Below are 23645 nucleotides of genomic sequence, written 5' to 3'. Positions count from 1 at the left end.
GCACAGTCGAGTCGTCGCCGGTAGCGACCGCCCCGGGGGCGCCACCTATGCTGGACCGGTGACAAGCGACTTCGTCAGGGCAACCGAGGACGGCGGGATTTCTCGGACCCCGTCGATCGTGGACCGTCTCGGGTCTGCGCGTTCGGGCCGCATTCCGTTCTCCGTCGAGTTCTCCCCGCCTCGCGACGCCGAGGCCGAGGGACGACTGTGGCGCGCCGTGCGGACGTTCGAACGTCTCGGCCCGGCCTTCGTATCGATGACCTACGGCGCCGGGGGCTCCACCCGCGACCGCACGGTCCGGGTCACCGGACGTCTCGCGGAGGAGACCACCCTCCTGCCGGTCGCGCACCTCACGGCCGTCGGGCACAGCATCGACGAACTGCGCGCGATGGTCGGCGCCTACGCCGACCGTGGCATCACCAACATCCTCGCCCTGCGCGGCGACCCGCCGGGCAACCCGCTCGGCGAGTGGGAGAAGCACCCCGAGGGTCTCGAATACGCCGACGAACTCGTGCGTCTGGTGCGCGATCTCGGCGACTTCCACGTGGGCGTCGCCTCGTTCCCCGAAGGACATCACCGGTCCCCGGACCTCGATCACGACACCCGCTATCTCGTGCAGAAACTGCGCGCGGGCGCCGAGTACTCGATCACCCAGATGTTCTTCGACGTCGAGCACTACCTGCGTCTGCGCGACCGGGTCGTGGCGTGCGACGCCGAGCAGGGGCTCAAGCCGATCATCCCCGAGATCATGCCCATCACGTCGCTGCGGTCGGCGCGACGCAGCCTCGAACTGTCGGGTTCGCATCTGCCCCCCGTTCTCGAGGAGCGGCTGCGGCGCGCGGCGGGCGACGGCCCGGAGGAGAACCGCGCGGCCGTGCGCGAGGTGGGCATCGAGGTGGCCACGGAGATGTGCGAGCGGCTGATCTCCGAGGGCGCACCGTGCCTGCACTTCATCACGCTCAACTTCGCCCGCGCGACGGGCGAGGTGCTCGACCGCCTCGGCTACGAACTCGAAGCTCCCGCCGCGGTGCAGCCGGCCTGACATCCGGCCCGCCCCGGCTCGGGGTCAGGGCAGAACGCGGGCCTTCCACGCCGCGCGGCCGCTGCGCCGGGCCCGGATCGACGACGCCGTGAGCGCACCGAAGGCCAGGACCGACGCCGGGTGCGCAGCGGCGTCCAGCAGATCGTCGACGGGGCGGCCCGGAGCATCCGGGTGTCGGCGTCCTCCCCGTTCGGTGACGCGCGCGAGAAGGCGTGACGTCACGGCCGCGGCGGCACCGGCCACACCCCAGCGTCGCGTCCGCCCCTCACCGAGAAGCGCCGCGGCCGGGGGCACGAGGTAGGCGAGGAGATACAACGCGACCACCGCGGCCGCCCCGACCGGGGATCCGAACGCCGACCACAACCAGCGGGTGTAACCGCCGATCAGCGGGCGGGGCCCGTCGTACATCCGGCACGACGCCAGCCCGCCCGCGGCCGCGACCGTCGTAGGCAGTCCGGCGCGACGCAGTGTCCGGGCCAGATCCAGATCCTCCGTGGGACTCACCGCGACCGCCGCGTGCCCGCCGATCGCCGCGTAGGCGCGCGCGTCGAAGACGAGGAACTGTCCGCACGCGACCGCCATCGACGGCCGACGGGCGCGGTGCGAGACCGCGACGGGCAGCACCGAGAACCACGACCAGAACAGCAGTGGCTGCACGAGCCGTTCGAGCGCCGACCCGGTGAGCTGGTACGGGAACGGTGAGACGAGCGCGGCATCCTGGTGGCGCAGCAGAGCGACGGCGGCGGCGAGCGCGTCGGGTGCGAGCCGGACGTCCGCATCGACGAACACGACGACGCCGCTGTCGGCTGCCGATCCGGCGTGGGCGACGGCCGCGGCACACGCGGCCGCCTTCCCGGTCCATCCCTCGGGCGGCGGTTGCGTCGACCGGACCACCGTGATGCGCTCGTCGCCCTCGGCGGCGGCCGAGGCCAGATCGGCGGTGCCGTCGGACGAGTCGTCGTCGAGGATCACCACGCGCAGGGCGCGCAGTCCTCTCTGGTCCCGCAGGTCGGAGATGATCGCGCCGATGCGGGGAGCCTCGTCGCGGGCGGGGACGACGACCGTGACCTGCTCGTCGACCACCGGACCCGGCACGAGACGGGGGAGCGTGACGCGGTTCGCGAGGGCGACGGCCGCGCCGTAGGAGGCGACGAGAGTGCCACCGGCGACGAGCCGCGCGAGACCGGGGGCCGGGTCGCGCGACAGGCGGGTCAGGACCGCGTCCCGTTCGCCGACGACCACTGCGGCGCGGGATTACGGGTGAACCAGGCCACGCCCGCGATGATCAGCGTGACACCGAAGGCGGCGCCGGCCATGATCCCGGCCCAGCCCGCGAAACCGCGCGTGTTGGGATCGGCGTAGCGCACCTCCGCGCGGAGGCTGCTCACCTCACCGGCCGGAAGCTTCCAGGTCACGATCGAATCCGATTCGCGGGTGCCGTTGGTGGTCGCCACCCGGGCGGGGAACGCGATGGTGAACTGCACGTCGGTGCCCTGGGTGGGAGCGGATTCGAGATCCACGCGTCCGTTCAGGGCGACCAGATCGCCCGAGCGCTGCAGATTGAGCTGGAACATGCCGGCGCTCTGATCGGACATCGTGGCGAGCTGCTGGACGTCGCCGAAGGTGAGGTCGTTGAAGAAGACCTGGCTCCCGACGTAGCCGTCCTGTGAGTACTCCTGCACCCGCACCTTCCCGGCCAGAGCCGAGGGGGCGGTGAGCTCGGGACCGGGATCGTTCTCGTCGGCGGGGATGGTCGCGGCGACGATCTGCCCCGACACACGGTCGTCGGAGGAGATCCCCATCGTCGCCTGCACACGCAGGCAGCCGGTGAGGAGCGGGAGGCCGAGGAGCACGAGCCCCACGACCGCGACGACACGACGGCGGACGGACAGGTTGGACGACTGCACGGAGAACATGGTGCCAGGCACGGTCATCCTCGTCGGTCGTTCGGGTCGCTCGCGGCGAGTCGTGCCTCGTCCCGACCGGGACCGGACACGCGTCCGCGCCACGATCGGACGAGCGAGACCAGCAGGGGAACACCCAGTACGCCCATGACGACCAGTCCGTACACCGCGGAGTAGCGGAGTTCGGGAGCGTCGAGGAAGACGCTGTGGGCGAGCGCCGAACCGAGCCACGTCCACAGGAACAGCGCGATCGGCACGGCATCGCGTCGGGGCGTATCGGTACGGTCCGACCGGGAGTCGACGAGCACGAGCACGGTCGCCATGATCGCGGCGACGAGGAGCCAGCCCGCGTAGTTGGTGAGCGGGATGTGCTCGATCCCGGGCAGGCCGCCGGCGTTGCACCACGACCAGTGACCGTCCGCCACCATCTGGGGGTCGAGGTAGAGATCCCAGCCCAGCATGCCGACGGTGACCGCCGCGATCCGGCCGGGACCGTTGCGGACGAGGCGGGAGGCCACGCACCAGACGGGGTACAGACCCGCCGACCACGCCAGCGGCACCACCAGCGGGACGTCGAAGGCGGCCGGTCCGAGCCGGTCGGTGACATAGCTGTAGCAGCCGTAGGGATAGCCGGTCATCGTGCCGACCACCTCGGACAGATATCCGATGCCGGCCGAGCTGACGAACAGGACGACGGCGAAGGTGAGGCCGCGGTTCAGCGCGGCATGGACGAGGCAGGCGGTGGTGAGCAGCGTGACGACCGCGACGGTCGCGGCGTCCCGGGCATCACCCGCGGTGAGGGGATAAGAGATCTGGGCGAGGACCGCGGCGACGGCCGGGACGATCGGAAGGATCGTCCGCCGACGGGCCGGCCGGGGCGGTGCGGGGACGCGGGTGTCGGTCACCGCGACACCCAGCCCTTCACGCGGTCGACGAGGCTCCCCTTGGCGTCGGCGAGGGCGACTCGGGCGGCATTGCGTCCGCTCGCACCGGAGACACCACCGCCGGGATGGGTGGAGGCGCCGGTGAGGTAGAGGCCGGGCGCGTCGGGCACCCGGTAACCGGACAGCTCCGGCAGCGGGCGCCACAGGAACATCTGGTCCAGCGACATCTCCACGTGCATGACGTTCCCGCCGAGCAGGCCGAGTTCGCTCTCGATATCCGCGGGGGTCTGCACGTGACAGTGCTCCACGCTCGCGGTGAAGCCGGGAGAGCGCGTCTCCATCTCGGCGAGGATGCGGTCGGTCTCGGCGCCGGCGATGTCCGCCCAGCGACGTCCGCCGCGCAGCGCGTACGGATGCCACTGGGACCACAGCGTGATCTGGTGCTTGCCGTCGGGTGCGATCGTCGGGTCGAGGGCGGAGAAGCTCATCGCGAGGACTGCCGGTCGCGGCGGCAGGTCTCCCGCCATCGCGGCACCGTGCGCGGCGCGCAGGTGGGCGCGGTCGTCGACGAGCAGTTGCAGACCGGAGGTCGTCAGTTCGGGCTCGTCGCAGCCGCGGTAGCGGGGCAGCGAGTCGGTGCCGAGGCGCAGGACCATGCCGATGCCCGGGCCGACCCGCATGCTGCGACGCCAGCCCTCGAGCCGGTCGCGGTCGTATCCGCCGCGGTCGAGCAGATCCAGCGTGGTCAGTACGTGGCATCCGGCGACGACCCTGCGGGCCTGCACCGAGCGTCCCGATTCGGTGCGCACGGTCCACAGGCCGCCGGTCCGGCGGATCTCGGTGGCGGCGTCGCCGCAGGTCACCGTGCCGCCGTCGGACCGCAGCCGAGACAGCAGGGCCTGGGTGAGCGCGCCGCTCCCGCCGATCGCACGGCCCGGGGGCAGGGTGTGCATGAGGGCCGCGAAGCCCACCATCGCCGCGGTGCCGGGTTCGGACATGGGCGGGCCGGATTGCGCGCCGAACCAGGCGAAGGCCGCCTTCAGGGGTTCGTCGTCGAAGTACTCGTCGAGCAGGCTGTCGCCGGTGGTGAGGAACCGGCGGGACAGGGCGCTGCCGCCCTCACCCGCGTCGAGTCCCCAGAACGAGGACAGCAGGTGCCGTCCGGTCGGGGGATGGGTGAACGACTTCATCACCGCCGCGCTGCGCGGGCCCCAGTCCTGCACGAAGCGGCGGTACGCGTCGGCCTCGCGGCGTCCGCAGGCGGCCTCGACCGAGGCGCAGGTCCGGTCGAGATCGCGGTGGAAGACGATGCCGGGACGGTCGGAGTCCGCCGGCGGCGGCGCGTACGCCCACGGGTCGCAGTCGATGTAGCGCAGGCCGTGGGCGGCGAGATCGAGTTCCTCGACGATCCCGGAATGGCGCACCATGATGTGCGCCGAGGAGCCGCGGTCGACGGCATATCCGGGGAAACGTTCGACGGTGGAGACGGCGCCGCCCGGCACGGTGTCGCGTTCGAGGACCTCCACCGACCATCCGTCGCGGGCGAGATAACACGCCGCGACCAGGGCGTTGTGGCCCGAGCCCACGACGACGACGTCGAGTGTGGAGTTCATGGGGTACCGCTTCCGTCCGGATCGTCGATCGTGTGATGGTGGTGTGGAACGAGGTCCGGCTCGAGGGGCAGGCTCCTGCCGAGGACCGCGAACGGGCGGGCGTCGCCGGTGAAGACGAACCGGCGGACGACGTCCTGGAATCCGAACCGACGGTACAGCCGCCACGCCCGGTTGTCCTCGCCCGGCACCTCGGGTGTCGACAGCAGTACGGCCGCTTCGCTGCGTTCCCGCAGCAGCGCCGACAGGAGCAGTTCACCGATGCGGCGTCCCTGCATGTCGGGTCGGACGTGCAGTTCGGTGAGCTCGAAGTAGTCGGAGAGGACGCGATCGATCTCCTCGGGGGACCGTCCCGAATGACGCATGCCGGCGCGCACCTGCTGGTTCCACCACTGGCGGGTGTCGCCCCGGTAGCCGTACGCGATCCCGACGACGGTGTCCGGATCCTCGGGGAGGCTCGCGGCGAACGCCTGCCAACCCGCGCGGGCCGAATGCTCGGACCACATCGGCGCGCGGTGGTACTCCGTGCCTCGGGGATATCGCATCGCCGCGACGTAGACGGTCAGCAGCGCGGGCAGGCGCGCACGGAAGTCCGCGGGGGAGAGCTCGGTGAGGATCGGGGCGTCCTGGCAGGGATCGGTGGTCATGCGTGACTCGTTCGGGTGGCTCGCGGTGCGTCGGAGGTGCTCGGGTCTCGCTGATCGTTCGGGATGACGTGGCCACTTTCTCTTGACGGGTTGTCGGTGGGTCCAGCTATATTGAATACGTCGAACGCATGTTCGACACCGGTGATCCGGGGATGTTCGAGGGAAGCGAACATCCCCGGATCACCCTGGGGTCTCCCGCTCGGCGTCCGTGTCGGGCCTCACTCGAGGACAGTGATCTCCGTTCCTCGGCGTTTCGGCGGGAATGCCACCGGATACCGCTCGTTGTAACGAGTGGTGAGACCACGCCGAGGAGGTGCGTGAACATGGCCAACGGTCAGGTCGCGAGTCGAGGCCCGCGCCGAACGTCTCCCACGCTCGGGCCGTCCGTATGCATCGACCATGCCACCTCGGCGCGCGCGGCGACGTTGCTGCGCAAGGCCGACGATCTGCTCTCGGCTGCCGCCGGTGCCGGCGATCCGGGCGAGCGGTTCCGTCTCGCCTATCTGGCGGCGCTGCGCGGTGCCGGTGCGGTGGTCGCCGCCGCGGAGCTGCGTTCCGTGATCCGGCCCCGCCGCCCCGCCACGCGCAACGCATGGGCACTCATGGCGCGTGCCGACGACTCCTTCGCCGTGTGGGCCGACTACTTCGCCGATCGCTCCGCCACTCGCACCGCGGTCGAGGCGGGGGTCGCGCAGGCGGTGGGTGCCGACGAATCCGGTGCGTTCTACGACGAGGTGGGCCACTTCCTGCACGACGTGGAGGGTTATCTCGACGCCGAAGCAGAACCGGAGGTCGGTGTGGGTGGGTGACTTTCGCCCCTTCACGAGGGTCTTCGCCGAAGAGGGGATCGAACTCACGTGTGGAGTTTGTGGTCCACAGCGACATCTGCTCGTATTATTGACTCAGGCGGCCGTACGGACGGCCCCCCGCCGGATTCGCCCCACGGATCCGGTGGCCACCGTTTAGTGCCGGGGGAGGTACCGTGCCACTCTCCGAGCACGAGCAGCGCATGCTCGATCAGATCGAGAGCGCGCTCTATGCTGAGGATCCCAAGTTCGCCTCGACCGTGCGTGGCAGCCGGTTGGGGATGGCGTCGAACCGGCGGCGGCTACAGGCCGGCGCCTTGTTCGTGTTGGGCCTGACGCTGTTGATCGCCGGCGTTGCCCTGCCGCTCAAGCCGGGCGGCTTCCCGATCATCAGTCTGCTCGGGTTCCTCGTGATGTTCGCCGCCGGAGTCCTGTTGCTCCTCGGCGGTCGTCGGCCGTCGACTCCCGGAGCGACGGGCGGTAGTTCCGGTTCCGGAAAGACCGGTCGAAGTTCCCGCGGCGGCAAGAAGTCCTCGGGTGGTGGCTTCACCAACCGCATGGAAGAGCGGTTCCGGAGGCGTTTCGAGCAGGATTGACCTCCTCGACCATCAGGTGTATCGACGACGGCGCGACCCACGGGTCGCGCCGTCGTCGTTCGTCTGCGGACCTTTCACCGACCCGGCGTCGTCCGCCCCTCTGTCCCTCCACCACCGCGCCCCACTCGCGCGATCCCCGTCTTCCCACCGCCTCCCACCTCGGCCCCGACCGCAGTGTTTTCCCTGGTCGCCGATTGCTCGCGCCTCGCTCCGCCGGTGGGGCGGATCGTCGGGGTGCAGACAGCGGTGGATCCGTCGTCGTCACGCGAGCGCGTGTCCCCATTTTCCGCCACCTGCTCTGAGCTGGGAATGTGACGACAACACGCGTGACCGGGCGGCAGTAATCCGTTTCCGGTGGGGCAAAGTGGGGTAATGTGGGGCGCGGCGGGACAAGGTGTCCTGTCGCGCGAAGCATCCGTCCGGCAGCGGGGAGGCGCCGAGTGTTCCTCGGTACCTACACCCCGAAGTTGGACGACAAGGGCCGGCTCACGCTGCCGGCGAAGTACCGAGACGAGCTGGCGGGAGGGTTGATGATCACGAAGGGGCAGGATCACAGCCTCACCGTGTTCCCTCGCGACGAGTTCGCCGCTCTGGCCGAACGCGCCGCGAGTGCCTCACGGAGCAACCCTCAGGCACGTGCGTTCCTGCGGAGTCTCGCATCGGGGACGGAGGAGCAGCGACCCGACTCACAAGGCCGGATCACGCTGTCGTCGGCCCACCGCAAGTACGCCGGTCTCACCAAGGACTGCGTGGTGATCGGTTCGGTCAGGTACCTCGAGATCTGGGACGCGACGGCATGGGAGACCTACCTCGCCGAGCACGAAGAAGACTTCTCGGAAGCGAGAGACGAAGCACTACGCGACATCTTGTAACCACGGCTCGGGCTGCGCGGCGAGTGCCGCGAGGCCTCTGCCCGATGTGCCGGCCCTGACGCACTTCCCCAGCGCCAGGTACGGACCGGAGGGCCCTGACGCACTTCCCCGGCGTCAGGTCTCTTCGGACTCGGACAGAGACCTCGAGGCATTCGCCGTCTTCCGTATCCACCCCCGTGGCGGCGAGCACGGTATCGAGACGAGCGACAGGCAGGCACGAGGCACACCACCGTCCACCCGACGAGTACCCCACAGACCGTAAGCGGCCCGAGCAGGATTCCGGAGGACACATGGTGGACGGCGAGCGCGAATCCGTCGATGGTACGGATGAGGCCACCGGTGCCGATGTGACATCTGCGGCGGAATTCGGCCACGTGCCCGTCATGCTCCAGCGCGCCGTCGACCTTCTCGGTCCGGCCATCGAGAGCGTCGGTCCCGACGGCGAGGGCGCGGTCTACGTCGACGCGACACTCGGTCTCGGTGGGCACTCCGAACACTTCCTGACGATCTACCCGAAGCTGCGGCTCGTCGGCCTCGACCGCGATACCGACGCACTGGCGATCGCCCGCGAGCGACTCGCACGGTTCTCCGACCGCACCGACTTCGTCCACACCCGCTACGACGGGATCGCCGACGCGCTCGAGAGCGTCGGCCTCGACCGGTACGGCTCGGTCCACGCCGCCCTGTTCGATCTCGGCGTGTCCTCGATGCAACTCGACGAGGCGGAGCGCGGCTTCGCCTATTCCAAGGACGCCCCGCTCGACATGCGGATGGATGCCACCACCGGCATCACCGCGGCCGATGTCCTCAACACCTACAGTCACGGCGACCTCGCCCGCATCCTGAGCACCTACGGCGAGGAGCGTTTCGCCGGCAAGATCGCCTCCGAGATCGTGCGGACCCGGGCCAAGACCCCGTTCCGGACGAGCGGCGAACTCGTCGAACTGCTGTACCGCACGATCCCGGCCGCGACCCGCCGTACCGGTGGTCACCCGGCCAAGCGCACCTTCCAGGCGTTGCGGGTCGAGGTCAACGCGGAGCTCGACTCGTTGCGCAACGCGATCCCCGACGCTCTCGACGCTCTCGCGGTGGACGGCCGGATCGTCTTCATGTCCTACCAGTCGCTCGAGGACAAGGTCGTCAAGCAGGAACTGACTCCGCGTGCGAAGTCCCGCAGTCCCGAAGGGCTTCCGGTCGAACTGCCCGGGATGGGACCGGAACTGCGCATCCTCACCCGCGGTGCGGAGCGGGCGACGGACGACGAGATCGAGGCCAACCCACGTTCGGCGCCCGTCCGCCTGCGTGCTGCAGAACGAATCGCCAGGAGGTAACCGATGACCGTACAGGTGGCACCCCCGCAGCGCCGGAACCCGGGGCGATCGACCGCAGCGCAGCGTGCCTATCAGCGACGGTCGCAGCGCGCAGCGCAGCTCGGGGTCGAACAGGTGCAGACCCGCGGGCGCACGACGGGTACCGGACGTGTCCGCACCCGGATCCCGTTCGTCGCCACCATCATCGGGCTCCTGGGCGTGGGCATGGCCGTGACGCTGTTGCTGACCACCCGGGCGACCGAGGACTCCTACGAGCTCAGCGCGGCGCGGTCCCTCAACGAGGAGCTCGCCCAGAAACGCGCGGTGCTCCAGCGCGACGTCGCCACGGCCGAGTCGGCTCCCGCGCTCGCGGTCGCCGCGGCGGAACTGGGGATGATCCCCACGGGGCAGGTCGCGCGGATCGTCGTCGCTCCGGACGGTTCGGTGCAGGTGGTAGGCGATCCGGTTCCGGCCCAGGGTGCCCCGCCGGTCCCGCTGGATCCGCCCGCCCGGGAGGACGCCCGCGTCCAGACCCCGCTGGCCGGCAGCGCCGGGGCGGAGACTCCGCGGCCGCTCGGTGACGTGAGCGAGGAACCCCGGCCGCGCACCGACACCGAGGACACGCGTCGGGCCGCGCCGTCGGCCGACGGCCGCCCGGTGGGCGAGGAACCGGCACCGGCTCCCGTGCCCGTACCTGCGGCGGAGGCTCCCGCGGCCGCCACGCCGGACGTCGAGGGTGCCGTACCTGTACCGCCCGCGGCAGGACAATCGGTACCCGTGAGCGAACTGCCGCAATCCGAAGCGCCCCGTGAGGCGGCGCCCGAAGCACCTGTCCAGGCCGTGCCGACGGAACCCGAGGGCGGGCCTCGGTGAACAACCGCTCCACCCCTCGGCGTGCACCGCAGCGACGTTCCACTCCGGCGACGCGCGGCGGCCGGGCTCGAATGCCCGCGCCGCGCGATCGCAAGCAGCGCGACCGGACGAGTTTCGCGTTCCGCAACAAGTGGGGCCGGATCGGCATGTTCGGCGTTCTGGGCGTAGCCGTCGCCCAGTTGCTGTCCGTGCAGCTCGTCCAGGCCCCCACCCTGTCCGCCGAAGCGGCCAGCCAGCGCACCACCCGACTCGTCGAACCCGCGACCCGCGGCACCATCGCCGATCGCAACGGCGAACCGCTCGCCTACACCATGGAGGCGAAGGCGCTGACCTTCCAACCCGTGCGGGTGCGCAAGGAACTCGAGGAGGAACGCGCGAAGGATCCGTCCCGGCCCGAGGTCTCGGAATATCTCGAGGGTGTCGCGTCGGCGGTCCACGAGGCGCTCGGTGCTGCGGCGCCGGAGAAGGACGTGCTCGAGATGCTGGAGAGCGACGAGACCTTCGTCTACCTCGCCCGCGGCGTCGATCCGGGGGTCGCGGCGGAGATCGTCGACGAGTACGACAAGGTCGGCACCGAGCGTCAGGACATCCGTCTGTATCCGGGCGGGTCGCTCGCCGCCAATCTCGTCGGCGCGACCGGCTGGGACGGACACGGCCTGATCGGGCTCGAAGCGTCGATGGACGCCGTGCTGGCGGGTACCGACGGTTCGTCCACCTACGACCGCGGGTCCGACGGCGCCGTCATCCCGGGCAGCTGGCGCGACCGTCAGCCCGCCGTCGACGGTTCCTCCGTCGAGCTCACGATCGACAACGACCTGCAGTACCACGTGCAGCAGGAGGTGCAGCGCGCGAAGGACCTGTCCGGGGCGAAGAACGCCTCCGCGGTGGTGCTCGACGCGCACACCGGCGAAGTGCTCGCCATGTCGAACGACAGCACCTTCGACCCGTCGATCGGTGTCGCGAACAACCCGCCCGACGCCGAACAGGGCAATCTCGCGGTCAGTTCGCCGTTCGAGCCCGGATCCGTGAACAAGATCATCACCGCGGCCGCGGCGATCGAGGACGGTCTGACCCGCCCGGACGAGGTCCTGCAGGTCCCCGGCACGATCACCATGGCCGGCGCGACCGTCAAGGACGCCTGGGATCACGGGGTCGTGCCGTACACCACGACGGGTGTGTTCGGGAAGTCGTCGAACGTCGGCACCCTCATGCTCGCGGAGCGGATCGGTGAGGACCGCTTCGCCGAGATGCTGCGACTGTTCGGTCTCGGTCAGCGCACCGATGTCGGCCTGCCCGGCGAGTCGGCGGGTCTGCTGCCCAGCCGGGAGCAGTGGTCGGGCGGCACCTTCGCGAACCTCCCCATCGGCCAGGGTCTGTCGATGACGCTGCTGCAGATGACCGCGATCTACCAGACCATCGCGAACGACGGCGAGCGTGTCCCGCCGCGGGTCGTGCGTGCGACCGTCGCGCCGGACGGCACGCGCACCGAGACGCCCCGCCCCGATCCGGTGCGGGTGGTGAGCCCGCAGACCGCCGCGACGGTGCGCGACATGTTCCGCTCCGTCGTCCAGTCCGACACCGGCAACCAGCAGGGCACCGGTGCGGGCGCCGCCATCGAGGGCTATCAGATCTCGGGCAAGACGGGTACCGCCCAGCAGATCGACCAGAACTGCAAGTGCTACTCGAACTCCGACTACTGGATCACCTTCGCCGGCATCGCACCGTCCGACGATCCGCGCTACGTCGTGGGCATCATGCTCGACGCCCCGACCCGCAGCTCCGATGGCAGCGGCGGCCAATCGGCTGCGCCGCTGTTCCGCAACATCGCGTCGTGGTTGCTGCAGCGCGACGGCGTGCCGCTGTCGGCCGAACCGGAGAGCAAGTTGATCCTCCAGGTCGATTGACGAGGTGACCGTGGTGTCTCGGTAGGCTGACACGTCGGTAACGTGACACGACGGTCGTCGCCGAGACCGCATCGGGAACGAACCCGGGAACATCCGTCGGAGTGCCTGCAGACGAGCTGCAGCGAAGCGAGAGGAAACTGGTGCCTGTGCCATCGAGTCCGGATCCGGCTCCTCCGGAGGAGGGGCGGAGACCCGAGCACCCACCGATGACGCAGATCTCGGTTCTCGCCGGCGCCATCGGGGCGCGCGTCGAGATCGTCAATGCAGCCGCCGGAGATGATGCGGCCCGTGCGGCCGCGGTCACCGGCATCGACCTGCGCGCCCAGGGCATCCGCCCCGGCGACGTCTTCGCCGCGCTGCCCGGCGCCCGCATCCACGGCGCCTCCTTCGCAGGAACCGCACTCGAGCGCGGAGCGGTCGCCGTGCTGACCGACGAGGCCGGTCGCGATCTCGTCGCCGAGGTCACCTCGGATCCGGTTGCGATCCTCGTCCATCCCGAGCCGCGTGCGGCGCTGGGGGCGGCGTCGGCCACCGTCTACGGGCACCCCTCCCGGAGCATGCAGGTCATCGGCATCACGGGCACGTCCGGTAAGACCACGACGTCCTATCTCGTCGAGGCCGGTCTGGTCGCGGCCGGACACGTCGTGGGTCTCGTCGGCACGGTGGAGACCCGGATCGAGGGGATCCGCGTGCCGAGCACCCTCACGACCCCCGAGGCTCCGCAGCTGCACGCCCTGTTCGCCGTCATGCGCGAACGCGGTGTCGACACGGTCGTGATGGAGGTCTCCAGCCACGCCCTCGCGCTCGGTCGCGTGGACGCCACCGTGTTCGCAGTCGGCGGGTTCACCAACCTCTCCCAGGACCATCTCGACTTCCACAAGGACCTCGACGACTACTTCGGCGCGAAGGCCCGGCTGTTCGCCGAGGACTCGCCGGTCCGGGCCCACCGAGCGGTGGTGTGCACCGACGACGCGTGGGGACGCCGCATGGCCGAGGTCGCATCGGCCGGCCGCGACGACGCGACCGCCGTCCGGACGGTCACCACAGGTGGCGACCGTGCCACAGGTGGCGTCGGTGCCGCCGCTGCCGACTGGACGGTCACCGACGAGGTCCCCGACGAGACGGGCGTGCAGCAGTTCACCCTGACCGGTCCGGACGGGATCGCCCGCCGCGCCACCGTCGGCCTGCCGGGCCGCTACAACGTCACCAACGCCGCTCTCGCCGTGGCGCTCTGCGCCGAGGTGGGTGCCGACATCGACGCCGCGATCCGCGGTATCGCCGATGTCGCGGTGCCCGGCCGGGTCGAACGGGTCGAGCGCGGACAGGACTTCCTCGCCGTCGTCGACTACGCCCACAAGCCCGCCGCGCTCGAAGCGGTCATCGGAACCCTGCGCGCCGCGACCGAGGGACGAATCGCCGTCGTCGTCGGTGCCGGCGGCGACCGCGACCGGACGAAGCGGCCGATCATGGGCGAGGTCGCGGCGCGGGCCGCCGATCTGGTGGTCGTGACCGACGACAACCCCCGAACCGAGAATCCCGCCGCCATCCGCGCCGCTGTCCTCGACGGTGCACACTCCGTCCCGCCGGCCGAACGCGGCGAGATCCTCGAGATCGGCGACCGCGCCGCGGCGATCGACGCCGCGGTCGCGTGGGCCCGCCCGGGTGATGTCGTCCTCGTCGCCGGCAAGGGCCACGAGACGGGGCAGGAGATCGAGGGAGTGAAGCACCCCTTCGACGACCGCGAGGTTCTCGGCGCAGCTCTCGACAAGTACCGGACCGCAGGACCCGACGGTCGTCATCCGCCTGCTGCGGGCGGTTCGTATCACGGAGGCAAGGCATGATCCCGATGACACTGGCTCGGATCGCGGAGGTCGTCGGGGGCACCCTGCACGACGTCGACGATCCGTCCGCCGAGGTGACCGGTTCCGTCGAGTTCGACTCGCGACGGATCGGTCCCGGCGGCCTGTTCCTGGCGCTGCCCGGTGCGCGCTCGGACGGACACGATCACGCCGCGGCCGCCGTCGCCGCCGGTGCGGTCGCGGTCCTGGCCGCACGGCCGGTGGGCGTGCCCGCCATCGTGGTGCCGCCGATCCCGCCGACCGAGACCAACGCCCTCGCGCTCGAACACGACAGCGACGGATCCGGTGCGGCCGTGCTCGCCGGCCTCGCGAAGCTCGCCCGCACCGTGGTGGACACGCTCACCGACGCCGGTCTCACCGTCGTCGGTGTCACCGGTTCGGCGGGCAAGACGTCCACGAAGGACATGATCGCCGCCGTGCTCGCACCGCTCGGGGAGGTCGTCGCCCCGCCCGGCTCGTTCAACAACGAACTCGGCCACCCCTGGACCGCCCTGCGCGCCACCGAATCCACCCGGTTCCTCGTCCTCGAGAAGTCGGCGCGGGGTCCCGGCCACATCGCGACCCTGACGCGCATTGCGCCGCCACGGATCGGGGTCGTGCTCAACGTCGGTACCGCCCACCTCGGCGAGTTCGGCTCGCAGGAGGTCATCGCCAAGACGAAGGGCGAACTCGTCGAGGCGCTGCCCAGCGCCGCCGAGGGGGGAGTGGCGATCCTCAACGCCGACGACACCCTCGTGTCGAAGATGGCGACCCGCACCACCGGCCGCGTGGTGACCGTCGGGACCGGGTCCGGTGCCGCATACCGCGCCGAGGACATCCACCTCGACGACCAGGCGCGTGCCTCCTTCACCGCCGTCGTCCCCGGCGCCGACGGACAGGAGCGGCGCGTGCCCGTGCGCCTTGCCGTGCACGGCGAACACCAGATCGGCAACGCCCTGTCGGCGATCGCCGTCGCCGTGGAATGCGGTGCGACGGTCGAGCAGGCCGCCGAGGCGCTCGCGACGGCGGGTCCCGTCTCGGCACACCGCATGGCGGTGCAGACCCGATCCGACGGGGTGACCGTCATCGACGACGCCTACAACGCCAATCCCGATTCCATGCGCGCAGCCGTGAAGGCCCTGGTCACCATGGCGCGGTCCGGTCCGGATCGCCGGCGCACCTTTGCGGTGCTGGGGGAGATGGCCGAGCTCGGGGACGACGCCGTCGTCGCCCACGACGCCATCGGACGCCTCGCCGTGCGCCTCGACGTCACCCGCATCATCGCCGTCGGTGCCACCCGGCCGGTCCGGGGTCTGTTCCAGGGCGCCGTGATGGAAGGATCGTGGGGTGAGGAAGCGAGCCACGTACCCGACGCCGACGCCGCGATCGCGTTGTTGCGCGACGAACTGCAACCGGGCGACATCGTGCTCGTGAAGGCATCACAGTCCGTGGGACTGTGGACCGTCGCCGAGGCCGTCCTCGCGGACGATCCCGGTACCGGAGACGACGACGCTGCTGTGGGGACGGAGGACGCCCGGTGAGACAGATCCTGTTCGCGGCGGGCATCGCGCTCGCAGTCTCGATCCTGCTCACCCCCGTCCTGATCAAGATGTTCTCCCGGCAGGGCTTCGGGCAGGAGATCCGGGTCGAGGGCCCGCAGAGCCACCAGTCCAAGCGCGGCACTCCCACCATGGGCGGCGTCGCGATCCTCGCCGGTCTGTGGGCCGGTTACTGGGGGTCGCATCTCATCGGCATGGGATACGACGCGGAAGGTCCCACGGCCTCGGGTCTGCTCGTCCTCGGCCTGACGACGGCGCTCGGCGGCGTCGGCTTCCTCGACGACTTCATCAAGATCCGCAAGCAGCGCAATCTCGGCCTGAACAAGACGGCCAAGCTGGTCGGCCAGCTCGTCGTCGCGGTGGGCTTCGGCATCCTCGCGCTGCAGTTCCGCAATGCGGACGGCCTCACCCCGGCCAGCACCGATCTGTCCTACGTGCGCGACATCGCCACGGTCTCGATGGGCTCGATCGTGTTCATCCTGTTCGTCTATCTGCTGGTCAGCGCATGGTCGAACGCGGTGAACCTCACCGACGGCCTCGACGGTCTCGCTGCCGGTTCGATGGCGCTGGTGCTCGGCGCCTACGTCATCATCACCTTCTGGCAGTACCGCAACGCGTGCGCCGTGGAGCCGACCGCCGGGTGCTACGACGTCCGTGACCCGCTCGACCTCGCATTGCTGTGCGCCGCCGGCGCCGCCGCCTGCATCGGCTTCCTGTGGTGGAACGCCGCACCGGCCAAGATCTTCATGGGCGACACCGGCTCGCTCGCCCTCGGCGGCATGCTCGCCGGTCTGTCCATCACGACGCGCACCGAGCTGCTCATGGTGGTCATCGGCGCGCTGTTCGTCGCGGAGGCCGCCTCGGTGGTCATCCAGGTCGCCGTCTTCCGGTCCAGCCGCAGGCGGGTGTTCCGGATGGCACCCTTCCACCACCACTTCGAACTCGGCGGATGGGCCGAGACCACGGTGATCATCCGGTTCTGGTTGCTCGCCGCCATCGCCTCGGCGATCGGTCTGGCCCTCTTCTACAGCGAATACCTCGCGGCGATCGGGGACTGACCGTGAACGACGAACTCGAACGGCTCAGGGGACGGGCGGTGCTCGTCGCCGGGGCAGGGGTGTCCGGCCGCGCGACGATCGAACCCCTCACCGATCTCGGCGCCCACGTCACCGTCACCGACCGCAACGAGCGGGCACTGGCCGAGTGCGCGGCGCTCGGCGCCCGGACGATCGACCTCGACAGCCTCGTCGACGACCCCGCTGCGCTGCGAGAGTTCGCCCTGGTGGTCACGAGTCCCGGATTCCCGCCCGACGCCCCGCTGCTCTCGCGCGCGGCCGGCGCGGCGATCCCCATCTGGGGCGACATCGAACTGTCCTGGCGCATCGACCGCGCCGAGGTCTACGGACCGGCCCGTCGGTGGCTGGTGGTCACCGGGACGAACGGCAAGACCACCACGACCATGATGCTGCACGCGATCCTCGAGGCCGCCGGTCTCGGCAGCGTCGCGTGCGGCAACATCGGTCTTCCCGTGCTCGACGCCCTGCGCCGCGACGAGCCACGGGCCGACGTCCTCGCCGTCGAGTTGTCGTCCTTCCAACTGCACTGGGCGCCCTCGGTTCGGCCCGAGGCCGGCGTCGTGCTCAACATCGCCGAGGACCATCTCGACTGGCACGGCGGCATCGAGAACTACATCGAGGCCAAACTCGGTGCCCTCACCGGCGCTGTCGGGGTCATCGGTCTCGACGACCCGATCGCCGGTGGTCTCGGCGACCGGTCCCGTGCCGTGGTCACCGTGGGCTTCACCCTGGGCTATCCGCAGGAAGGCGAACTCGGGATCAGCGGCGAACTGCTCGTGGATCGGGCGTTCGCCGATTCCGCTGTGCTCGCCCGGGTGGACGACGTGACGCCGCCCGGCCCCGCCGGACTGTCCGACGCACTCGCGGCCGCCGCCCTCGCCCGGGCCGTCGACGTGCCCGCCTCGGCGGTACACGACGGCCTGCGACGGCACCGCGTGGGCCCGCACCGCGCCGCGCCCGTGGGGCAGGTCGACGGCGTCGAGTACATCGACGACTCGAAGGCGACCAATCCACACGCGGCCCGCAGTTCGCTGCTCGCCCGCGACCGCGTGGTGTGGATCGCCGGTGGTCTGCTCAAGGGCGCCCGCGTGGACGACCTGGTCGCCGAGGTGGCGCCGCGACTGTCCGGAGCCGTGCTGCTCGGCCGCGACGCCGGCGAGATCGCCGACGCGCTGGCGCGACACGCCCCGCAGGTCCCGGTCGTCGTCGTGGACACGGGCGACGATGAAACGATGACCGATGCGACGAGCGCGACCGACACCGCCTCGGTGAGCGCGACAGGCACCGCCTCGGTGAGGACGGTCGCGGCGCCGGGAGCCGACGGCCCCACCGCGATGCGCGTGGCGGTCCGGGAAGCGGCCGCTCTCGCCTCGCCGGGGGAGACGGTGCTGCTCGCGCCGGCCGCGGCATCGCTCGACATGTTCGCCGATTACGCGGAACGCGGCCGTAGCTTCGCGTCCGCGGTCGAGGAACTCCGCGGGGGCGGGACGCAACCGTGACCCCTCGGGCAGGAGCGACCCGAACAGGGGCGACCACCGACGAACCGGTGGTCGGAGTACGCGGGCGCTTCGGGGCCTGGATGGCGCGACCGCTCGCGTCCTTCCACCTCGTGGTGACGATCGCCGTCCTGCTCACCGTGCTCGGACTCGTCATGGTGCTGTCGTCGTCGAGCGTCGGCGCGGTGGCCGCGGCGGGATCGGCCTACGGACTGTTCACCTCGCAGGTGATCTTTGCCGTCCTCGGCATGGTGATCTTCTACATCGCGCTGCAGATCCCGGTCCGTCTGATGCGACGCTTCGCCTTCCCGGCGTTCGCGTTCTCGGTCGTACTGCTCGTGCTCGTGCTCATACCGGGCATCGGTACGGTCTCGCAGGGCACCCGGGGCTGGTTCGTCGTCGCCGGTATCTCGCTGCAGCCGGCGGAGATCGCCAAGATCACCCTTGCCGTGTGGGGTGCGCACCTGCTCGCCTCCCGGCGCGGCGAGAACTCGACGCTGCGCGAGATGCTCGTCCCGCTCGTCCCGGCCGCACTGCTCGTGACCGGCCTGATCGTGCTCCAGCCCGACCTCGGCACCACCGTCTCGATCGTGATCATCGTGATCGCCCTGCTGTGGTTCGCGGGACTTCCGCTCAAGGTGTTCCTCGGGATCGTCGGCACGGCCGCCACACTCGCGGTGATCCTGGCCCTGACGGCCGGCTACCGCTCGCAGCGTGTGCGGGCCTTCTTCAACCCCGGCGACGACCCGCAGGGTGCCGGTTACCAGGCGCGACAGGCGAAGTTCTCCCTCGCGGACGGCGGCCTGTGGGGTCGTGGGCTCGGTCAGAGCCGCGCGAAGTGGAGCTATCTGCCCAACGCCCACAACGACTTCATCTTCGCGATCATCGGTGAGGAACTCGGCTTCCTCGGCGGAGTGGCCGTCATCGGCCTGTTCGGTCTGTTCGCCTATGTCGGACTCCGGATCGCGATGCGCTCGGCCGACCCCTTCCTGCGCCTGTTCACCGCGACGGCGACCACGTGGATCATCGGCCAGGCCTTCATCAACATCGGCTACGTCGTGGGACTGCTGCCCGTGACCGGCCTGCAGCTGCCGCTCGTGTCGGCCGGTGGCACTTCCACTGCCACCACCCTGCTGATGTTCGGTCTGATCGCGAACGCGGCCAGACACGAACCCGAGGCGATCGCCGCGCTGCACGCCGGGCAGGACGGCCGGTTCGCGCGACTGCTCCGTCTGCGCAAGCCGGAGGCCTACCGGGCCGGTCGCTCCTCGGCGACGCGTACGGTCGCAGCACGGCAGCCGCGGGCACGGGCACGGGCCGCGGCACCCGAGCGCAGTGCCCGCCCCGCGTCGGGTGGTGGGGGATCGCGCAAGCGGCAGCCCCAGGCGCCCAACGAGCGGCAACGGGGAGCCGCGAAGGACCGCCGGACATCCGCGGGCCGGACGGAACCCCGGGAGGGGACCGGCCGGACCCGGCGTGCACAACCCGCGCGTGAACCGGCCCGGGGCCGGCAGCAGACGAACCGCACGACACGCGGATCGAACGGACGAAGCGGAGAGAGAGGAAACCGTAGGTGAGTGGGGAGAGGCCGGCATTGTCGGTGGTGGTGGCCGGAGGCGGTACGGCCGGTCATATCGAACCGGCACTCGCGGTGGCCGACGCCGTCCGCGCACTCGTGCCCGACGCGCGGATCACCGCGCTCGGCACCGAACGGGGACTCGAGACGACGCTGGTGCCGCGCCGCGGATATCCCCTCGAACTCATCCCGCCGGTGCCTCTGCCCCGCAAGCCGACGATGGACCTGCTGAAGCTTCCGGGCAGGGTCGTCTCGTCGGTGCGCCGCACCCGGCAGATCCTCGACGAGGTCGACGCCGACGTCGTCGTCGGTTTCGGCGGGTACGTGGCGCTGCCCGCCTACCTCGCGGCCGGGGCCGGTCCGCTGCGTCGACGCCGGCGTATCCCGGTCGTCGTCCACGAGGCCAATGCCGGCGCGGGCATCGCCAATCGCATCGGTGCCCTGCGGGCCGAGCGTGTGCTCGCCGCCGTCCCGCGCTCGGGAATCGTCCGGCGTGGCGACGCGCAGATCGTGGGGATCCCGGTCCGCTCGTCGATCACCGGTCTCGACCGCGCCGGGCTGCGCGCGGAGGCACGACGGCACTTCGGTCTGCCCGACGACGTTCCCGTGCTGCTCGTCTTCGGCGGGTCGCAGGGTGCACGCTCGCTCAACGAGGCCGTGTCCGGTGCGTCCTCGGCGCTCGCGGAGGCCGGCATCGCGGTGCTGCACGCGCACGGACCGAAGAACACCGTGGACATTCCCGCTCACCCCGGACACGCCCGCGCGCCGTACGTCGCCGTGCCCTATCTCGAACGGATGGACCTCGCGTACTCCGCGGCCGACGCGGTGGTGTGCCGGTCCGGGGCCATGACGGTCGCGGAGGTCTCGGCGGTGGGTCTGCCCGCCGTGTACGTGCCGCTCCCGCACGGGAACGGTGAACAGGAACTCAACGCCCGCCCCGTCGTCGAGGCCGGCGGTGGCAGGATCGTCGCCGACGGCGACCTGAGTTCGGACTATGTCGCCACGGAAGTGGTGTCGTTGCTCGGCGACGAGCGGAGACTCGTGGAGATGGGGCGCAGCGCCGCGGCCGCCGGTCACCGCAGTGCCGCGGACGAGATGGCGCGCATAGTGCTCGAGGTTGCCGGAGTGGAACCGAACAGGAGTGAACGATGAGTGCGCAGTTGCCCGCCGAGCTCGAGCGGGTGCACATGGTCGGTATCGGCGGTGCCGGGATGTCGGGCATCGCCCGGATCCTGCTCGCCCGTGGGGGACAGGTATCGGGTTCCGACGCGAAGGAGAGCCGCGGTGTGCTCGCGCTGCGGGCCCGCGGCGCGCAGGTCCGCATCGGCCACGCCGCCGAGGCTCTCGACCTGCTCGAGGGTGGTCCCACCGCCCTGGTCACGACGTTCGCGGCCATCCCGAAGGACAATCCCGAACTGGTCGCCGCCCGCGAGCGGGGCATCCCGATCCTGTTGCGCCCCGCGGTCCTCGCCTCTCTGATGCGAGGGAATCGCACCTTCCTGGTCTCCGGTACCCACGGCAAGACCTCCACGACGTCGATGCTCGTCGTCGCGTTGCAGCACTGCGGCTTCGATCCGTCCTTCGCGGTCGGCGGTGAACTCAACGAATCCGGGACCAACGCCCACCACGGCAGCGGGGACGTCTTCGTCGCCGAAGCCGACGAGAGCGACGGCTCGCTGCTGCAGTACGACCCGAACACCGTGATCGTCACGAACATCGAGGCCGATCACCTCGACTACTTCGGCACGCCGGAGGCGTACACGGCGGTCTTCGACGAGTTCGTCGCCCGCATCGCCCCCGGCGGCCTGCTCGTCGTCTGCCTCGACGATCCCGGCTCGGCGGCCCTCGCCGAACGTGTCGTCGCCCTGGGTCGCGACGACCTGCGGGTGCAGGGTTACGGCACCGCCGACGTCCTCGGCACCGCAGGCGACCACCGCGGCGTTCCCGTCGGGGTGCGGCTGCTCGGCTGGGAGGCCAAGGATGTCGGCGGCGTCGCCGAGTTCCACCTCGCGGGTGAGGATTCGCCGCGCACCGTTCGACTGTCCGTCCCCGGCCGGCACATGGCGCTCAACGCTCTCGCCGCGCTGCTCGCCGCGCTCGAAGCCGGAGCGCAGGTCGACGAGGCGCTGGAGGGACTCGCCGGCTTCGGTGGTGTGCACCGGCGGTTCCAGTACACCGGCCGCGAACACGGCGTGCGGGTGTTCGACGACTACGCCCACCATCCCACCGAGGTCCGGGCGGTCCTCGCGGCCGCGGCCGAACTCGTCGCGGGAGAGCCGCTGCGCTACACCGAGACCGGCACCGAACGACCCCGCGTGATCGTCGTCTTCCAGCCGCATCTCTACTCGCGCACCGAGGCGTTCGCCACCGAGTTCGGGCGGGCGCTCGACCTCGCCGACGAGGTCGTGGTGCTCGACGTCTACGGCGCCCGGGAGGAACCGATCCCGGGTGTGAGCGGCGCGCTGGTCGCGCGGGCGGTGAGCAAGCCTGTGCACTACCAGCCGAATCTGTCCGCGGTGCCGCGGCAGGTCGCGCGTCTGACCCGGCCGGGCGATGTCGTGATCACGATGGGTGCCGGTGACGTCACGATGCTGGGCCGGCAGATCCTCGACGCGCTGCACAGCAAACCGGGTCGTTTCCGTCCGGCCGGGGCGGCTCCCGAGCCCGGCGGATTCCGCGCACCCGGCGGTTCCGGACCGGAGTCGATCGGCTCGTGACGCCCGCCGCCGTCTCGTCACGCCGCCGTCGCGGACGACCGTCACGCGAACCGCGTGATCCCGACGAAGCCCGCGAACGCAGCACCGCCCGCCGCCCGTCCGGGCGGTCGGTGCGCCTGCGGACCGTGCTCGTCGGGGCGGCTGTCGTCGCGGTGCTCCTCGGTGCCATCGCGGTGGCCTGGCTGTCGCCGTTGCTGTCCGTGCGGGTGATCGAGGTGGACGGGATCGAGGTCGTCACCTACGACGAGGTGGTCGACGCCCTCGCGGTCGCCGAGGGCACGCCGCTGCTCCGGGTCGACACGGCCGAGGCGGCCCAGCGGGTCGCGACGATTCCGCGCGCGGCGTCGGCCCGGGTCCAGCGGGTCTATCCCTCCACCGTCCGGGTGACGGTGACCGAGCGCGAGGCGATGGTCTTCTTCGACGCCCCCGACGGCACCCACTCGGTCGACATCGAGGGAGTCGACTTCGCGGTCGAACCGCCTCCGATGTTCACGCCCCGCCTCGTCACCCCGACGCCGGGCACCGGTGATCCCGCGACCCGCGCCGCCGTGGAGGTGCTCGACAAGTTGCCGCCCGACCTGCGCGTGCAGGTGGAGACGGTCGAAGCGCCCTCCCCGTCCGACATCTCGATCGTCCTCACCGACGGGCGTGTCGTGGTGTGGGGTGGAACCGATCGTTCCGAGCGGAAGGCGGCGGTCGTCGGCCCGCTGCTGACACAGCCGGGGGAGCGATTCGACGTGGCGAGTCCCGACCTGCCGACGGTGAGGTGAGGGATCGACGAAATTCGTCCGGCGTGTCCGGCGCGTCTACTGGCTAATCCCGGTACCCGTGCCATAGCGTTTCGGACAGTCGCGTTACTTGACATAACCTTCAAGCTGTGGTTGAGGGTTTGTCGGGGTAGCGCGCTGCGGAGCCGTCCGCCCGGCCGGCGGACG

Annotated in this window: 20 protein-coding genes; 15 read left to right on the top strand and 5 right to left on the bottom strand. The window is 70.8% G+C overall.

What is annotated here, in order from left to right; genetic code table 11:
- Positions 1-97 precede the first annotated feature (97 nt).
- A complete protein-coding gene (metF, locus tag ACWPOC_RS15975) occupies positions 98-1042 on the top strand; it encodes a methylenetetrahydrofolate reductase [NAD(P)H] (RefSeq protein WP_174247133.1) in 945 nt (314 codons plus the stop codon).
- Between the two features lie 24 nt (positions 1043-1066).
- Here the strand turns inward: metF and ACWPOC_RS15970 are convergent, their stop codons facing one another.
- The 5 genes from ACWPOC_RS15970 to ACWPOC_RS15950 are packed head-to-tail and all read right to left on the bottom strand — an operon-like array spanning position 1067 to position 6087.
- Positions 1067-2284 carry a glycosyltransferase family 2 protein gene (locus tag ACWPOC_RS15970; protein WP_120283260.1) on the bottom strand — a complete coding sequence of 406 codons (1218 nt, stop codon included), beginning with the start codon at positions 2282-2284 and terminating at the stop codon, positions 1067-1069.
- Positions 2254-2976, bottom strand: a complete 723-nt coding sequence (locus ACWPOC_RS15965; RefSeq protein ID WP_120283258.1) for an LppM family (lipo)protein — start codon at positions 2974-2976, stop codon at positions 2254-2256. Before ACWPOC_RS15965 ends, ACWPOC_RS15970 begins: the two co-directional genes overlap by 31 nt.
- The gene (locus ACWPOC_RS15960; protein WP_455408961.1) at positions 2973-3851 is read right to left on the bottom strand and encodes a carotenoid biosynthesis protein; all 879 of its coding nucleotides are present in this window, start codon (positions 3849-3851) and stop codon (positions 2973-2975) included. Before ACWPOC_RS15960 ends, ACWPOC_RS15965 begins: the two co-directional genes overlap by 4 nt.
- Positions 3848-5443, bottom strand: a complete 1596-nt coding sequence (locus tag ACWPOC_RS15955; RefSeq protein ID WP_120283254.1) for a phytoene desaturase family protein — start codon at positions 5441-5443, stop codon at positions 3848-3850. The genes ACWPOC_RS15960 and ACWPOC_RS15955 overlap by 4 nt, the downstream gene beginning before the upstream one ends.
- The gene (locus ACWPOC_RS15950) at positions 5440-6087 is read right to left on the bottom strand and encodes a GNAT family N-acetyltransferase (protein ID WP_120283252.1); all 648 of its coding nucleotides are present in this window, start codon (positions 6085-6087) and stop codon (positions 5440-5442) included. The genes ACWPOC_RS15955 and ACWPOC_RS15950 overlap by 4 nt, the downstream gene beginning before the upstream one ends.
- A gap of 323 nt (positions 6088-6410) precedes the next feature.
- Between ACWPOC_RS15950 and ACWPOC_RS15945 the strand changes: the two genes are divergently transcribed.
- From ACWPOC_RS15945 to ACWPOC_RS15880, 14 genes are all read left to right on the top strand, one after another.
- The gene (locus ACWPOC_RS15945) at positions 6411-6896 is read left to right on the top strand and encodes an SAV_6107 family HEPN domain-containing protein (protein ID WP_120283250.1); all 486 of its coding nucleotides are present in this window, start codon (positions 6411-6413) and stop codon (positions 6894-6896) included.
- Between the two features lie 173 nt (positions 6897-7069).
- Entirely contained in the window at positions 7070-7489 is a 420-nt protein-coding gene (locus ACWPOC_RS15940) for a DUF3040 domain-containing protein (RefSeq protein WP_060652805.1), read from the top strand.
- Between the two features lie 440 nt (positions 7490-7929).
- Entirely contained in the window at positions 7930-8361 is a 432-nt protein-coding gene (gene mraZ, locus ACWPOC_RS15935; protein ID WP_006554148.1) for a division/cell wall cluster transcriptional repressor MraZ, read from the top strand.
- Between the two features lie 290 nt (positions 8362-8651).
- Positions 8652-9692 (top strand): 16S rRNA (cytosine(1402)-N(4))-methyltransferase RsmH, encoded by a 1041-nt coding sequence (gene rsmH, locus ACWPOC_RS15930; protein ID WP_120283248.1) that lies wholly within the window; start codon positions 8652-8654, stop codon positions 9690-9692.
- A 3-nt stretch (positions 9693-9695) separates the two neighbouring features.
- Positions 9696-10544, top strand: a complete 849-nt coding sequence (locus tag ACWPOC_RS15925) for a hypothetical protein (RefSeq protein ID WP_120283246.1) — start codon at positions 9696-9698, stop codon at positions 10542-10544.
- Between the two features lie 71 nt (positions 10545-10615).
- The gene (locus ACWPOC_RS15920; RefSeq protein ID WP_060652808.1) at positions 10616-12448 is read left to right on the top strand and encodes a peptidoglycan D,D-transpeptidase FtsI family protein; all 1833 of its coding nucleotides are present in this window, start codon (positions 10616-10618) and stop codon (positions 12446-12448) included.
- A 206-nt stretch (positions 12449-12654) separates the two neighbouring features.
- Positions 12655-14289: a UDP-N-acetylmuramoyl-L-alanyl-D-glutamate--2,6-diaminopimelate ligase gene (locus ACWPOC_RS15915; RefSeq protein ID WP_120283244.1), complete on the top strand. Its 1635-nt coding sequence runs from the start codon at positions 12655-12657 to the stop codon at positions 14287-14289.
- Entirely contained in the window at positions 14286-15827 is a 1542-nt protein-coding gene (locus ACWPOC_RS15910; RefSeq protein ID WP_120283234.1) for a UDP-N-acetylmuramoyl-tripeptide--D-alanyl-D-alanine ligase, read from the top strand. The genes ACWPOC_RS15915 and ACWPOC_RS15910 overlap by 4 nt, the downstream gene beginning before the upstream one ends.
- Complete coding sequence (gene mraY, locus ACWPOC_RS15905) at positions 15824-16903, top strand: phospho-N-acetylmuramoyl-pentapeptide-transferase (RefSeq protein WP_016693810.1); 1080 nt, start codon at positions 15824-15826, stop codon at positions 16901-16903. Before ACWPOC_RS15910 ends, mraY begins: the two co-directional genes overlap by 4 nt.
- Before the next feature lie 2 nt (positions 16904-16905).
- Complete coding sequence (gene murD, locus ACWPOC_RS15900) at positions 16906-18420, top strand: UDP-N-acetylmuramoyl-L-alanine--D-glutamate ligase (protein ID WP_120283232.1); 1515 nt, start codon at positions 16906-16908, stop codon at positions 18418-18420.
- A gap of 80 nt (positions 18421-18500) precedes the next feature.
- On the top strand, positions 18501-19994 hold the full coding sequence (ftsW, locus tag ACWPOC_RS15895) for a putative lipid II flippase FtsW (protein WP_455409029.1): 1494 nt from the start codon (positions 18501-18503) through the stop codon (positions 19992-19994).
- Entirely contained in the window at positions 19991-21145 is a 1155-nt protein-coding gene (murG, locus tag ACWPOC_RS15890) for an undecaprenyldiphospho-muramoylpentapeptide beta-N-acetylglucosaminyltransferase (protein ID WP_120283228.1), read from the top strand. Before ftsW ends, murG begins: the two co-directional genes overlap by 4 nt.
- On the top strand, positions 21142-22710 hold the full coding sequence (gene murC, locus ACWPOC_RS15885; protein WP_120283226.1) for a UDP-N-acetylmuramate--L-alanine ligase: 1569 nt from the start codon (positions 21142-21144) through the stop codon (positions 22708-22710). The genes murG and murC overlap by 4 nt, the downstream gene beginning before the upstream one ends.
- Entirely contained in the window at positions 22707-23480 is a 774-nt protein-coding gene (locus ACWPOC_RS15880) for a cell division protein FtsQ/DivIB (RefSeq protein ID WP_372473805.1), read from the top strand. The genes murC and ACWPOC_RS15880 overlap by 4 nt, the downstream gene beginning before the upstream one ends.
- Positions 23481-23645: the final 165 nt, after the last annotated feature.

It is taken from the genome of Rhodococcus sp. 5G237, from assembly GCF_053764735.1.
Note: the sequence above shows the minus strand (reverse complement) of the source record. Positions and strands in the feature narration are given on the sequence as shown.